This window comes from Burkholderia sp. PvR073 (genome assembly GCF_054055695.1).
In genome coordinates this window covers 723351-736431 of the sequence record NZ_JBSRXO010000002.1, presented here as the reverse complement: position 1 = coordinate 736431, position 13081 = coordinate 723351, and the positions used below count along the sequence as shown (strand labels likewise).

Below are 13081 nucleotides of genomic sequence, written 5' to 3'. Positions count from 1 at the left end.
CGCCCCGTCGGCCGCTGCTCGTTCAGTCGCGGCGGCCGCGCAGGAAGTGGTCGTGCCCGGCCACCGCGTCCGCGATCCGCCTCAGCAACACGATGCCGCGCAGCAGCGCGCGTGCCCCGTCGCTGTCGATATCGGCCACGCGCCGCCGCAGCAACCGCGCAGCCATATCGCAACTGCGCTCGATCCGGGCGAAATCCGCGAGCGCGGCGCGGCCGCGCACCACGGCCACCGCGCGACGCGCGGCCGGCTCCCGGGCCGCCAGTTCCGCAAGCGACAGCAGGCTGTCGCCGATACCCCAGATCGCCAGCAGGTCGCGCATGTCGCGCTCGATCAGCGTTTGCGGCAGCGTGCCCGCGAACCCGAGCTCGCGCCCGAGCCGGTCGGCCGTGCGACTGAGCCACGCGCTTGCCGACCAGCCGCGCGGGTTGCGGGCGATATCCGCGAGGTCGCGGCGCACCGCGCGATGCAGCCGCCGCCGGCTCGTGCCCGGATCGCCCGGAAACACGAGCGCGAACACCAGCACGCCGAACGCGATGCCGAGCAGCGTCGACAGTGCGCTGTTCAGGAATGTCGCATCGCCGATGCGCGCGGTGTTGTCCGGCGACGTGAAATTCCAGAAGAAGATCGAGAATGCGCTGCCGAGCGCGGCGGTGCGCGGATGGCGCATCGCGAGGCCGGTGCCGATCATGAACACGCCGATGATGTACGCGAGCGTCTCGAAGCCCGATACCGCCGGCAGCAGGATGAAGTTGCAGACGATCCCCGCCACCGCCGCGCAGGCCGTGCCCTTGAGAAACCCAATCGCGGCCCGGGCCGAATTCGGCCGGGTGGAGAACAGCGCGCCGACCACGGCCGTGATCGCAACGAAACCGGCGCCCGACGGCCATGCGGTGACGATCCAGATCGCCGACGCGACCAGCACCGCGATGAACGCGCGAATGCCGTTGTGACACGCGAGCACCACGTCGCGATGAAAGGCATAGCGGACCCGCGACGGCGGCGGAACCGGCAGGTCGACCCGCGCCTTGCTTGCAAACGCGTCGTCGAATCCGGCGAGCAGTGTGCTCAGCCGGTCGAGCGTGAGCAGGCGTGAGTCATCCGAGCCCGTCGGCTCGGTGGCCTCGACGTGCAACGCCTGGTCCACCCGCGCACGCAGCGCCGCCATCTCGGGCCCCGCCTCGCCTGATGCAGCGACGCCGTCGAGCACCCGCGCGGTATCGGCGACCAGCGGATCGGGCGCGTCGCCGCTGCGCGCCGCATGCGCTTCGATCGCCTGCGCGGCCGCATGCGCGGACAGCACGCCCAGCGCCGCCGCGCGCAGATGGCCGATCGCGTTGCGCACCGGCGGCGCGCCGGCGGCCGCATACTCGGCCGCGGTATCGAGATCGAGCGCCTCCGCGAACAGCCGGTGTACCGCCGCGCCGTTCGGCTCGCGACGCAGCGCGGCCGCGCCGACGGCCACCGCGCGTCCGAGATAGCGCGCGAGGCGCGTGCGGACGTCGCGCAGCGGCGAGCCCGGCGCGAACACCGTTTCGAACGCCGCGCCGCACATGATGCCCACCATCACATACAGGAACCGCGCGGTCGCGATATCGAACGCGTGCAGCGGCGCGGACGCCGCATCCATCGAGACGATCGCGGCCGTATAGCCCGCGAGCACCGCCGCGTACGCCCGAAAATTCCGCAGGAACGTCGCGACGCCCGCGCACAGGCCGATCCAGGCGGCGAGCGCGGTCAGGAACAGCTCGGGCGTCTGCGCGAATGCGCCGGTCAGCGCGAGCGCGACGGCCGCGCCGATCGCGGTGCCGAGGATCCGGTACTGGCTCTTCGACAGCCCCATTCCGCGCGTGCCCTGCGCGACGATCCACACGGTCGACGCGGCCCATTTCGGGTCGTCGAGATTCATGCGGAATGCGATGTAAAGCGCAAGCAGCGAGGCGGCCGTGTTGCGCAACGCGAACCCGAGCGCGCCGGGCGGCAAGGTGGGCCATGCGTCGCGCAGCGCGGTGCGCACGACCGCGAACGGCGGCAGGCTGGGGAAAGCGAATTTCATGCGGCGAGCATACGATCGCGCCACGGCCGCCACTACCGGCCCCACGGGATGCGTTATTTCAGCGGGCGGGATAATCGGCCTGACCGACACGCAGCCATTCCGCTGGCGACGGTAAGATGCGCGCAGGCCAAGCACTGAAAACAACCTGTATGGACTTTGAGAGCATCCGGATATTCTTGCGCGTGGTGGAACGCGGCAGCTTCACCGCCGCGTCTGTGCAACTCGACATGCCGCTCAGCCGCGTGAGCCGCAAGGTCAAGCAGCTCGAGGACGATCTCGGCGTGCAACTGCTGTACCGGACCACGCGCCGCGTGTTCGTCACCGAAGGCGGGCGCGACTATTACGAGCGCTGCCTGCGCGCGGAGGAAATCCTGCTCGACGCGGACCGCCAGGCCCGCGCGCTGCGCACCGATCCCGAAGGCACGCTGCGCGTGCTGGTGCCCTACTCGATCGGACTGTTCGAGCTGGAGCCGGCACTCGCGGAGTTTCACCGGCGCTACCCGCGGGTACAGCTCGTGCTGATCTACGACAACAGCCCGCTCGACCTCGTCGAGCACGGCTTCGACGTCGCGCTGCGCGCGGGCATGCTGACCGATTCCGGCTACGTCGCGCGCTCGCTCGGCTGGTCGCACGCGAAGCTCGCCGCAAGCCCCGCCTACCTCGAGCGCGCCGGGCGCCCGCAGACACCGCACGAGCTCGCGCAGCACGACTTCCTGTACGTGGGGCGCGACGCGCCCGGCCTGACGCTGCGGCTCACCAACGCGGCCGGCGACGTGGCCGATGTGCCGATCCGCCCCGTGCTGATCTCGAACGAATCGATCACCGTGCTGCGCCAGGCCGCGAGCGGCGGCGGCATCGCGCTGATCTCCACGCATTACATCGCGCGGCGGCTCGAGAAGAACGAACTCGAGATCGTCCTGCCCGACTGGCACCGCACCGACGACGTCGAACTGCACGCGCTCTATCCGCGCCGCGCGACGCTCGACAGCAAGGTGCGCATCTTCGTCGAGTTCCTGACGGAAGTCTTCACCGGTTGGCGGAACGCGTCGTAACCGGCATCGCACGACCGGCAATCGACGCGTACCGTCCGGATTATTGCGGCACACGAAAGGAATTAATGAGCGTGCGAGCGTTGATCGCCGCTCGTCGCATCGTTAGCCTGTTGCGATGCGAAACGACACCACCCGCTATGGCAGCCATGGGCCGGCTGCGCGCCGACGCGTCACGCGCGTCGCGCCTTCCTGACCGGCACTCGCCCGCCTGCCGGAGCCCGTCACGGCTTCGCGCCTCCGATTCAACGCCTGAACCGCACGCTGCGACGCGCCGCCGCTTGGCCGGCCGCGCGCGGGCAGCGTGTGTCCGTCCGCTTCGTGGTTCTCCCGCGCAGGCGTCGCGCGCGTACGCCTGTGCGACGCGCAGCGCGCGCCGCGCGGACCACCCTCCCTCACGCAGGAACACCATGTCCTCTTCGTCCACTCCAGGCCCGCTGACGGGCGGCCGGCTCGCGATCGGCACGATCGCGGTATCGCTCGCGATGTTCATGAACGTGCTCGACTCGTCGATCGCGAACGTCGCGATCCCGACGATCTCGGGCGACCTCGGCGTGTCGGTCGACGAGGGCACGTGGGTGATCACGATCTTCGCGGCCGCGAACGCCGTGTCGATTCCATTGACGGGATGGCTCACGCAGCGCTTCGGCCAGGTGCGCCTGTTCGTCACGTCGATCCTGCTGTTCGTGTTCGCATCGTGGCTGTGCGGGATCGCGCCGAACCTGCCGACGCTGCTCGCCGCGCGAATCCTGCAGGGTGCGGTCGCCGGGCCGCTCGCGCCGCTGTCGCAGGCGCTGCTGCTCGGCGCATGGCCGCGGCAGAAATCGGCGACGGCGCTCGCGCTGTGGTCGATGACCGCGCTCGTCGGCCCGATCGCGGGGCCGTCGCTCGGCGGCTGGATCACCTACGACTACAACTGGTCGTGGATCTTCTACATCAACATTCCGGTCGGTTTCTTCGCGGCGGCGGTCACGTGGATCGTGTTCCGGGATCGCGAATCGCCCGTGCGCCGCCTGCCGATCGACATGGTTGGCCTCCTGCTGCTCGTGCTGTGGGTCGCGTCGCTGCAGATCATGCTCGACAAGGGCAAGGATCTCGACTGGTTCAATTCGCCCGTCGTCGTCGCGCTCGGCATCGTCGCGCTGGTCGGCTTCGCGTTCTTTCTCGTGTGGGAGCTGACCGCGGCCAATCCGATCGTCGACCTGCGGCTCTTCACGCAGCGCAATTTCGCGGGTGGCACGATCGCGATCTCGGTCGCGTACGGGATGTTTTTCGGCACGCTGGTGCTGCTGCCGCAGTGGATGCAGGGCTATCTCGGCTATCGCGCGATCGACTCCGGGCTCGCCACCGCACCGCTCGGGATCTTCGCGATCCTGCTGACGCCGGTGATGGGACGCATCCTGCCGCGCACCGATCCGCGCTATCTCGCGACGCTCGCATTCGTCGGCTTCGCGGTCGTGTTCATGATGCGCACGACGTTCTATTCCGACGTGTCGCACTGGGATCTCGTGCTGCCGACGCTGCTGCAGGGCATTCCGATGGCGATGTTCTTCGTGCCGCTCACGGCGATCATCCTGTCGGGGCTGCCGCCGGAGAAGATTCCCGCGGCCGCCGGCCTGTCGAATTTCGGCCGCACGTTCTGCGGCGCGGTCGGCACGTCGCTGATCAGCAATGCGTGGAACGATCGGACGATCCTGCATCACGTCCGGCTCACCGAACAGGCGAGCGTCGGCAACCCGATCTTCGCGCAGCAGCTCGACGCCGCGCGTTCGCTGCTGCACCTGAGCCCCGATTCGGCGCTCGCGTTCTTCAACACCTCGGTCGATTCGCAGGCGGCCGTGATGGGGCTGAACGACATCTTCTACGTGTCGGCGATCATCTTCATCGCGATCATTCCGCTGATCTGGATCACCAGGCCGTCGCGCTCGGGCGGCGGCGATGCGGACGCGGCGGCGGCGGGCGCGCATTGATCGCGCGCCGTTATCGTTGGCTTGATCGCCGTTCGAGGACGTAATAAAGACTTGCAATCGATACAGGCGGAAACGTCAACAGCCGGAGCCCGCACAGCGTTGTTTCGACAAGCGCCGACGATTCGTGCGCAACGACAGGAGAAAAACGTCATGCGAGCCCTCACCCGCCACCTCGCGATCGCCGCCACCCTGATGTCGGTGCTGACCGGCACCGCGTTCGCCGAAGCGCCGTGGCAGCAAGCGCATCCGCGCCGCGAAGAGGTCAACCAGCGCCTCGCCAACCAGAATCGCCGGATCCGTCACGAAGTGAAGGAAGGCGAGATCTCGCACGCCCGGGCCGCGCGCCTGCACCGTGACGACCGCAGGATCCGCCAGGAAGAGCGGGACATGGCCGCGCAGGATCGCGGCCACATTACGCAGAGCGAAAAGCACGTGCTGAACCGGGAGGAAAACGCGGTCAGCCACAAGATCGGCCCGTAACGCCGGCCAACGTCGATTCGCCATCCTTTGAAACGCCCGCTGCCGCCGCGCGACAGCGGGCGCTTATGTATCGAATCGTTTCAGCAGGCCGTATGCGTCAAGTGCCGCGGGTATACTCCGACGTCAGCCGCCGCCCGTATCGACCGTCAAAAACGGCACGATTCCGGCGGTTTCGTCGCGAAGCTCCGCGTTTCGCGTACCCCGCGCCCCAGCCTCGACACGAGACCCACGACGATTCCGATCATGAAACGATTCCTGCTGCTCCTTCCCGCCGCCCTGCTCGCCGCCTGCGGTTCCGCGCCCTCGTCCGACTCGGCCGCGTCCGGCTCGGCGCCGATGATCTACGTGTCGTCGGCGCGCCCCGCACACGCGATCGCCAACTGCCTCGACAGCCGCTTGTCCGGCACCGAGCAGTCGCAGCACAACGGCGTGACCGACATCACCGTCGGCTCGCGCTCGTACTTCGTCACGCTCACGCCGTCGGGCAACGGCTCGGTCGTCAAGGTCGTGCGCGGCTCGGGCAGCGAGCCGGCCGAGGAAGCGATGCGCTTCGCGATCGCGCGCTGCGTGATCTGAGCGCCGCCGGCGCCGGGCGCCTCGCCCGGCCCGCAAGCCGTACCGCGGGCGCCGTCATGCGCGCCCGTCGAATATTTTCATCCGGGCCGCCGTCGATGAGAGAATCGCACCACGATTCCCTTTCCACGGAGCCCGCATGAAGCATCTGCTGTCCCGGCTGTTCATCAGCGCCGCGCTCGTCGCACTTGTTCCGGCGCTGCCGACGCAGGCTGCGACGCCGCCCGGCATCTTCGTCGTCGCCACCCAGCTCGGCGAATTCACGACCCTCGACCCGAGCGAAATCTACGAGCTCGTGCCGTCCGAGTACGTCGCGAACACCTACGAACGGCTCGTGCGGGTCGACCTGAAGGACCCGACGCGCTTCGACGGGCAGATCGCACAATCGTGGACGGTCGGCGCCGACGGCGTCACCTACACGTTCAAGCTGCGCCCCGGCCTCGCGTTCCATTCCGGCAACCCGGTCACCGCCGACGACGTCGCGTGGTCGCTGCAGCGCACCATCCAGCTCGACAAGGGCCCGGCCGGCGTGCTCGCCGATCTCGGTCTCACGAAGGCGAACGTGATGCAGAAGGTGCGCGCGGTCGACCCGCAGACCTTCGTGCTCGAAACCGACCGCAAGTACGCGCCGAGCTTCGTGCTCAACGTGCTGAGCGCGTGCCCGGCGTCGGTGCTCGACAAGAAGCTGCTGATGTCGCACCAGCAGGGCAACGATTTCGGCAGCGGCTGGCTGAAGACCAACGACGCGGGCTCGGGCCCGTACCAACTCGTCAAGTGGTCGCCGAACGAGAGCATCGTGCTGCAGCGTTTCGACAAGTACCGCGCGCCGTACCCGATGAAACGCATCGTGCTGCGCCACGTGCCCGAGGCGTCCGCACAGCGGCTGCTGCTCGAAAACGGCGACGTCGACGCCGCGCGCAACCTGAGCCCCGACAGCCTCGCCGCGCTGACCAAGGCCGGCAAGATCAAGGTCGCGTCGTGGCCCGTGTCCGCGCTGCTGTACCTGAGCCTGAACACGAAGAACCCGAATCTCGCGAAACCGGACGTGCAGCAGGCGATGAAGTGGCTCGTCGACTACGACGGCATCCAGCGCAACATCGTCAGCACAACCTACAAGGTGCACGAGACCTTCCTGCCCGAAGGCTTCCTCGGCACGCTGAATGCGAACCCGTACACGCTCAACGTCGCGAAGGCGAAGGCGCTGCTCGCGAAGGCCGGCTTGGCGAACGGCTTCGACGTGACGATGGACATGCCGAACGATTACCCGTACATCGAAATCGCGCAAGCGCTGCAGGCGAACTTCGCGCAGGCCGGCATCCGCGTGAAGCTGATCCCGGGCGATGCGAAACAGGCGATCGGCAAGTACCGCGCGCGCCAGCATGACATCTTCATCGGCGAATGGTCGCCCGACTACATGGACCCGAACAGCAACGCGCGCGGGTTCGCATGGAATCCTGACAATTCCGACCAGTCGAAGACGAAGATGCTCGCGTGGCGCAACAGCTGGGACATCCCGCAGTTGACGAAGGATACCGAGGCCGCGCTCGTCGAGCCGTCGCCCGCGAAGCGCGCGCAGCGCTACGAGGCACTGCAGAAGTCCGTGCTCGCGAACTCGCCGTTCATCATCATGTTCGAGAAGGTCGTGCAGGTCGCCACGCGCCCCGGCACGACCGGGCCGGAGATCGGGCCGATCAACGATCTGGTTTCCTACCGGACGTTGAAAAAATAGCTTCATGGCACTGCCCGCGCGGCCGCTCGGGGCCCTCGCGCGGGCGTCGTCGCCCCGCCCGCGCCGCGCGCGGCGTTCAGCCGAACGCCGCCCACACCAGATACGCGTTCAGCCCAACGATCACGACCGTGGCCGTGCCCGCGACGATCCGCAACGGCATCCGCATCGCGTAGCGCCCCATCACGTCGTTGCGCGCCGACAGAATCAGCAGCGCGATCATCGGCATCGGCAGCACGAAGCTCAGCACCACCTGACTCGCGACCATCGCGCGCGTGACGTCGCAGCCGAATGCGACCACCGCGAACGCGGGCGCGATCGTCACCGCGCGCCGCGTCCAGACCGACAGGCGGCGCCGAATGAAGCCCTGCATCACGACCTGCCCGGCCATCGTGCCGACCACCGAGCTCGACACCCCCGACGTCAGCAGCGCGACGAGAAACAGCATGCCGGCCGCCGGCCCGAGCACGGGGATCAGCGTGTGATAAGCGTCGCCGATATCGGCCATCCCCGGCGCGCTGGCGTGGAACGCCGACGACGCCATCATCACCATCGCGAGATTCACGAACCCGGCGAGGCCGAGCGCGACGACGACCTCGCGGTTCGAGAACCGCATGAGCCGGCGCCGTTCCGTGTCGTCGCGCGGCGCGATGCGATCCTGCGTGAGGCCCGAATGCAGATACAGCGTATGCGGCATGATCGTCGCGCCGATGATCCCGACCGCGATCGTCAGCGCCGCACGATCGGGAATCTGCGGGACGACCAGATGGAACGCGGCCGCCTGCCAGTCCTGCGGCGCGATCATCAGTTCGCCGAGATAGCATGCGCCGATCACGCCGACCAGCGCCGCGATCGCGGCTTCCAGCGGCCGGAAGCCGCGCTTCTCGAGCGCGAGGATCGCGCAAGTCGCGAGCGCCGTCGCGATCATTCCCGCGAACAGCGGCAGGTGGCACAGCAGCGCGAACGCGAGCGCGCCGCCGAGGAATTCGGCCAGATCGGTCGCCATCGCGGCGATCTCCGACGCGATCCACATGCCCCACACGATCGGCGCGGGGAAATGGTCGCGGCACAGCTCCGCGAGGTTGCGACCGGTCACGATGCCGAGCTTCGCCGACATCGCCTGGAACAGCATCGCGATCGCGTTCGCGGCGAGCACGACCCACAGCAGCCGGTAGCCGTAGGCGGCGCCGGCCTGGATGTTGGTCGCGAAGTTGCCGGGGTCCATATAGCCGATCGATGCGATCACGGCCGGGCCGACGAACGGCAACAGCGCGGCGATGCCGGTGCGACGCCCTTCCAGCGCGGCGCGTGCTGCGCCCTCGGCGGGCTCGGCGCGATCGGTGGACAGATCGGGCAGCGCGAAGCCGCTGCTGGATTTGCTCGTGACGGGAATCATGGTCGGGTTCCGTTCGAATGAGGAAGGCTGGCCCTGGAGCGGGCCCGGCGGCCGGCCTGCCGCTTGCCGGCCGCTGCGGCGTTACAGCGGCACGACGTCCGGACGATTGCGCGGAAACCGCGCGAGCACGTCAGGCGCGATATTCAGGTGTGCCTCGACGAGCTTCGGCGGCGTGTGCGCGAGCCAGTCGGACAGCGACACCTCCGCATAGCGGTCGGTCTTGAAGATTTCGAGGAACACGAGATCGGTGTTGCCGGTGTTCTGCACGTAGTGTCCGAGGCTCTTTTTCACGTAACCGACGTCACCCGCGCGGAAGTCTGCCGTCTGCGCCTTCGGCCCCGTGTCGAACACGGTCATCCGCGCTTCGCCCTGCAGGTAGTACTGCCATTCGTCGGCATTCGGATGCCAGTGCAGCTCGCGCATGCCGCCCGGATGCACGGTGACGAGCGCCGCCGCGATCGTTTGCGATACGTTGAAGTTCGTGCTGTCGGCGATCCGCACCTCGCCGCCGCGCGTCTTCTTGAACGGCTTCATCGCGCCGAGCGAGAAGATGAACGGGTGCGGCGGCGCACCGGCCGAAGACGCGGACGCACGCTGGGCGTCCGCGAGCGGCCCCGGCTCGTCGCCTTGAAAGATCCACAGGTTGTCGAGCGGAATGTTCTTGAACGCGTCGGCCGGCACGCCGAAGTTGAGCGCCAGCACGTCCGGCGGCGTATGCGCGACCCAGTCGGTCAGCAGCAGCGTGTTGAATTCGGACGCGCGGCCGTTGTCGAATGCGAGCATGAATTCGGCGCCGTCGGTGCCGATTCCCTGCAGTGAATGCGGCAGACCGGGCGGGAAATACCAGAGGTCGCCGGTTTTCACGTCCTGCACCGACGGGCGTCCCAGTTCGTCGAGCACGGTGATCCGGCAGCGGCCGTCGAGCATGATTGCCCATTCGGCCTGCTGGTGCCAGTGCATCTCGCGAATACCGCCGCGCGTCAACCGCATGTTCACGCCGGAAATGGTTTCCGAAATCGCGAAATCGTCCTGCGTGACTTCGCGTGCCCATCCGCCGTTTTGAATGCGTTTATGCGCATTATTGAATGATGCCCAGAATAACGGCATGCCATCGATATCGGTGGCCGGCGGATCCTGGAACGACGGAAATTGATTCGCCAATGCGGGATTCTTCGGCCCCGGGTCGGTCAATCCCTGCTTGTTGCGCGCGTTTATCGCCCCTTCCGGCGGGCTGTCCGGATTGCCGAACGAAGCCGCCTTGGCCGTTACCGCAATGCCCGCGGCAGCAATGGCGCCGGCCGTACTCGTCAACATCCTGCGTCGAGAAAGATTCGTCATGTTTCCCTCTTCATCATTTCAATTAATCGAATATTCACTACGGACGCTCACCGCTTTTTCGTTTTTCGAAAATCGGCATGCCGTGACGCAAGTTAAATACAAGTCGACTTAAAAATTAAATGAATTATTAACCTGAATTAATGAGTTAAGCTGATCGAGTCGGGGTTTTGTAATTGTTGCGATGCAACGATCCGCGCTGCGATGCCGGTGCCGATGAGCCATCCTGCTCGATGCGCACACGACCGCCCGGACGCGGCGCGGTCCGATCGCGACTCGCGGCGAGAGCGCCTTCGCGAGCACTGCTATCTGTTCGCATCACTGATCAATCAAGCGAGACGGGATATACGCAAACCGATGCGCAAGCATTTCAATCGCCTCGGCAGGCGCCGGCTTGCTGTTCACCTGCGTGGCATGTCGTGGAGCCGCCGTACGGCGAATGTCGGGCCGCCGCCCCGGATGCGTTCCTCAATCCGCTCGGGAAGTTGCGCGCACAACGTGTCTGACACGATGCGTTCGGTCAGGTAGAGAAATTCGTCTTTCCTCGCGCGGTCGTTCTGAGTGAGATAGCGGATTCCTTCGACCCACATGCCGTCGCCGCCGCCTCGGTCGTAATACTGCAGCGCGATGAAATCGCGGTAACCGTCCGGCGCATTCAGATCCGTAAGCTAAGCGCCGTTTTCCCGAAGACAAGCAAAATAATCTCGCCAAATAAATCAACAAAACGGCTCGTCATTTCAAATATTCGGCCTCATCGAACGTCCGGAATGCCCTTGCACCCACACCGGGGAGCGCCTCACCAGCCGGCAAATGGCTGCGCCGGCACACGGTGCACGGCCGTGGACAGGCTATGCGCAGCTGCGATCGAATAGCTTTTTTTATCTGGCGCCGCTTTTTTTGGCTCTGTCAGATAGGTGACATTCATTCAGCAGACGACAAAGATCTAACAGCCGATGACCTGCGCCTTCGCCCGTACCGTCGAATCCCGCTTTGCCGAGCTGACACCGACGGCGAAGCGCATCGCGAGCTACATGCTCGCGAACCTCGACCGGCTGGGGCTCGAGACCGCCGACCAGATCGCGCAGCAGGCCGGCACCAGCGGCATCTCGGTCGGGCGCTTCCTGCGCAGCGTCGGCTACCGCAACCTCGACGACCTGAAACGCGAGCTGCGCGGCGGCAGCGACCGGCCGTGGATGATCACCGACCGCCTCGACGAATACCGCCGCGCCAACGGCACCCAGGCAGCCGGCAGCAACGGCGGCGACGCCGCGCTTGCTGCGTCGCTCGATCGCGAACTCGACGCGATCCGCCACGTGTACCGGCTCGCCGAGGAACCGGTGTTCGCGCAGGTCGCGGACCGGATCGCGCATGCCGACGCCGTGTTCATCCTCGGCATCCAGTCGACTCGCGGCATCAGCAATGCGTTCAGCAGCTATCTCGAATACCTGCGCCCGCGCGTGTTCTATTCGGACGGTCAATCGGGCTCGTACGTCGACTCGCTGAATTCCGAGTTCGAGCGGCCGTATTGCATCGTCACCGACGTGCGCGCCTATTCGCGCAGCGCGCGCCGCTATTGCCAGGCGGCCGCCGAGCGCGGCCAGCCGTTCGCGCTGGTCACCGATCTCTATTGCCCGTGGGCGCGCGAATGGCCGGCCGATCTGCTGCAGGTAAAGACCGACGTCGGCCAGTTCTGGGATTCGCTCGCGCCACTCACCTGCCTGTTCAACCTGCTGATTACCGCCGTGGTCGACCGCCTCGGTCCCGCGATCGACCGGCGCGTCGCGCGCAACCGCGAACTGCAGCACACGTTCGACCAATTCGAATCCTGAGCGCACCCGACTACCGATGACCCCGCCCCGCCTCGTCGAAATCACGCCCGCCACGCATCGCGTCGAGATCGATCTCGTCTACGCGACCGAGCGCAACCTGACCGGCAAGCCGATCTATCGCCGCGCGCACTGCCTGCTGCTCGAACCGGCCGAGGCCGCGCTGCGCCGCGCGGTCGACGTCGCCGCGCAGGCCGGCTTCACGCTGCGCATCTACGACGCGTACAGGCCGCCGCAGGCGCAGCAGGTGCTGTGGGATTTCCTGCCCGACCCGAACTTCGTCGCCGATCTCGGCCGCGGCTCGAATCACAGCCGCGGCACCGCGCTCGACCTGACGCTGGTCGGCGCGCACGGCGAGCCGCTCGACATGGGCACCGGCTTCGACGAGATGGTGGCCGCGTCGGGTCATTTCCACGCGGGGTTGCCCGAGCAAGTGCAGCGCAACCGGCTGCTGTTGCTCGGCGTGATGCATGCGGCCGGCTTCGCGCATATCGATAGTGAGTGGTGGCACTACGAGCTGCCCGGCTCGCATGTGTTGCCGCCGATCGACGACGCGGCGAGCGGCCCATGGCGGCTGATGTGACGACGATGCACGTTGCCCTCACCGTTCACGCTCGACAAGTTCAACAACTTCAACAACCTCAACGATTTCAACGACAGACGGAGAAGCGCA

General features: G+C 66.9%; 12 protein-coding genes. 7 read left to right on the top strand and 5 right to left on the bottom strand.

The genetic code is table 11. The features are described from left to right. Positions 1-22: 22 nt before the first annotated feature. The gene (locus ACVK00_RS10500; RefSeq protein WP_284891441.1) at positions 23-2053 is read right to left on the bottom strand and encodes an FUSC family protein; all 2031 of its coding nucleotides are present in this window, start codon (positions 2051-2053) and stop codon (positions 23-25) included. A gap of 149 nt (positions 2054-2202) precedes the next feature. Between ACVK00_RS10500 and ACVK00_RS10495 the strand changes: the two genes are divergently transcribed. From ACVK00_RS10495 to ACVK00_RS10475, 5 genes are all read left to right on the top strand, one after another. After that, positions 2203-3105 (top strand): LysR family transcriptional regulator, encoded by a 903-nt coding sequence (locus ACVK00_RS10495; RefSeq protein WP_284891268.1) that lies wholly within the window; start codon positions 2203-2205, stop codon positions 3103-3105. A 407-nt stretch (positions 3106-3512) separates the two neighbouring features. Continuing rightward, positions 3513-5072 (top strand): DHA2 family efflux MFS transporter permease subunit, encoded by a 1560-nt coding sequence (locus tag ACVK00_RS10490; RefSeq protein ID WP_284891270.1) that lies wholly within the window; start codon positions 3513-3515, stop codon positions 5070-5072. A 150-nt stretch (positions 5073-5222) separates the two neighbouring features. Further along, positions 5223-5552, top strand: coding sequence for a hypothetical protein (locus tag ACVK00_RS10485; RefSeq protein ID WP_284891271.1), 330 nt, complete (start codon positions 5223-5225; stop codon positions 5550-5552). A gap of 243 nt (positions 5553-5795) precedes the next feature. Continuing rightward, a complete protein-coding gene (locus ACVK00_RS10480; RefSeq protein ID WP_121857258.1) occupies positions 5796-6128 on the top strand; it encodes a sugar ABC transporter ATPase in 333 nt (110 codons plus the stop codon). Between the two features lie 136 nt (positions 6129-6264). Further along, complete coding sequence (locus tag ACVK00_RS10475) at positions 6265-7854, top strand: ABC transporter substrate-binding protein (RefSeq protein WP_284891273.1); 1590 nt, start codon at positions 6265-6267, stop codon at positions 7852-7854. A 76-nt stretch (positions 7855-7930) separates the two neighbouring features. On the opposite strand, the gene ACVK00_RS10470 is transcribed toward ACVK00_RS10475, so the two are convergent. The 4 genes from ACVK00_RS10470 to ACVK00_RS10455 form a co-directional block, all read right to left on the bottom strand. Then, entirely contained in the window at positions 7931-9247 is a 1317-nt protein-coding gene (locus ACVK00_RS10470; RefSeq protein WP_284891274.1) for an Nramp family divalent metal transporter, read from the bottom strand. 81 nt (positions 9248-9328) lie between these two features. Continuing rightward, complete coding sequence (locus ACVK00_RS10465) at positions 9329-10585, bottom strand: oxalate decarboxylase family bicupin (protein ID WP_284891275.1); 1257 nt, start codon at positions 10583-10585, stop codon at positions 9329-9331. A gap of 398 nt (positions 10586-10983) precedes the next feature. After that, complete coding sequence (locus ACVK00_RS10460; protein ID WP_284891276.1) at positions 10984-11172, bottom strand: hypothetical protein; 189 nt, start codon at positions 11170-11172, stop codon at positions 10984-10986. Positions 11173-11378: 206 nt separating this feature from the next. After that, entirely contained in the window at positions 11379-11507 is a 129-nt protein-coding gene (locus ACVK00_RS10455) for a hypothetical protein (RefSeq protein ID WP_456826946.1), read from the bottom strand. Positions 11508-11535: 28 nt separating this feature from the next. On the opposite strand from ACVK00_RS10455, the gene sapR reads away from it, so the two are divergent. Together sapR and ddpX are read left to right on the top strand one after the other, a co-directional pair. Beyond that, positions 11536-12411, top strand: a complete 876-nt coding sequence (gene sapR, locus ACVK00_RS10450) for a sap1 transcriptional regulator SapR (protein WP_284891277.1) — start codon at positions 11536-11538, stop codon at positions 12409-12411. A 16-nt stretch (positions 12412-12427) separates the two neighbouring features. Beyond that, positions 12428-12991 (top strand): D-alanyl-D-alanine dipeptidase, encoded by a 564-nt coding sequence (ddpX, locus tag ACVK00_RS10445; RefSeq protein ID WP_284891278.1) that lies wholly within the window; start codon positions 12428-12430, stop codon positions 12989-12991. The last annotated feature ends 90 nt before the right edge of the window (positions 12992-13081 follow it).

What these genes read in the sequence shown, in the direction of transcription:
- ACVK00_RS10500 (WP_284891441.1), bottom strand. Translation starts at nt 2,053, where the DNA reads ATGAAATTCGCTTTCCCCAGCCTGCCGCCGTTCGCGGTCGTGCGCACC.
- ACVK00_RS10495 (WP_284891268.1), top strand. Translation starts at nt 2,203, where the DNA reads ATGGACTTTGAGAGCATCCGGATATTCTTGCGCGTGGTGGAACGCGGC.
- ACVK00_RS10490 (WP_284891270.1), top strand. Translation starts at nt 3,513, where the DNA reads ATGTCCTCTTCGTCCACTCCAGGCCCGCTGACGGGCGGCCGGCTCGCG.
- ACVK00_RS10485 (WP_284891271.1), top strand. Translation starts at nt 5,223, where the DNA reads ATGCGAGCCCTCACCCGCCACCTCGCGATCGCCGCCACCCTGATGTCG.
- ACVK00_RS10480 (WP_121857258.1), top strand. Translation starts at nt 5,796, where the DNA reads ATGAAACGATTCCTGCTGCTCCTTCCCGCCGCCCTGCTCGCCGCCTGC.
- ACVK00_RS10475 (WP_284891273.1), top strand. Translation starts at nt 6,265, where the DNA reads ATGAAGCATCTGCTGTCCCGGCTGTTCATCAGCGCCGCGCTCGTCGCA.
- ACVK00_RS10470 (WP_284891274.1), bottom strand. Translation starts at nt 9,247, where the DNA reads ATGATTCCCGTCACGAGCAAATCCAGCAGCGGCTTCGCGCTGCCCGAT.
- ACVK00_RS10465 (WP_284891275.1), bottom strand. Translation starts at nt 10,585, where the DNA reads ATGACGAATCTTTCTCGACGCAGGATGTTGACGAGTACGGCCGGCGCC.
- ACVK00_RS10460 (WP_284891276.1), bottom strand. Translation starts at nt 11,172, where the DNA reads ATGTGGGTCGAAGGAATCCGCTATCTCACTCAGAACGACCGCGCGAGG.
- ACVK00_RS10455 (WP_456826946.1), bottom strand. Translation starts at nt 11,507, where the DNA reads ATGAATGTCACCTATCTGACAGAGCCAAAAAAAGCGGCGCCAGATAAA.
- sapR (WP_284891277.1), top strand. Translation starts at nt 11,536, where the DNA reads ATGACCTGCGCCTTCGCCCGTACCGTCGAATCCCGCTTTGCCGAGCTG.
- ddpX (WP_284891278.1), top strand. Translation starts at nt 12,428, where the DNA reads ATGACCCCGCCCCGCCTCGTCGAAATCACGCCCGCCACGCATCGCGTC.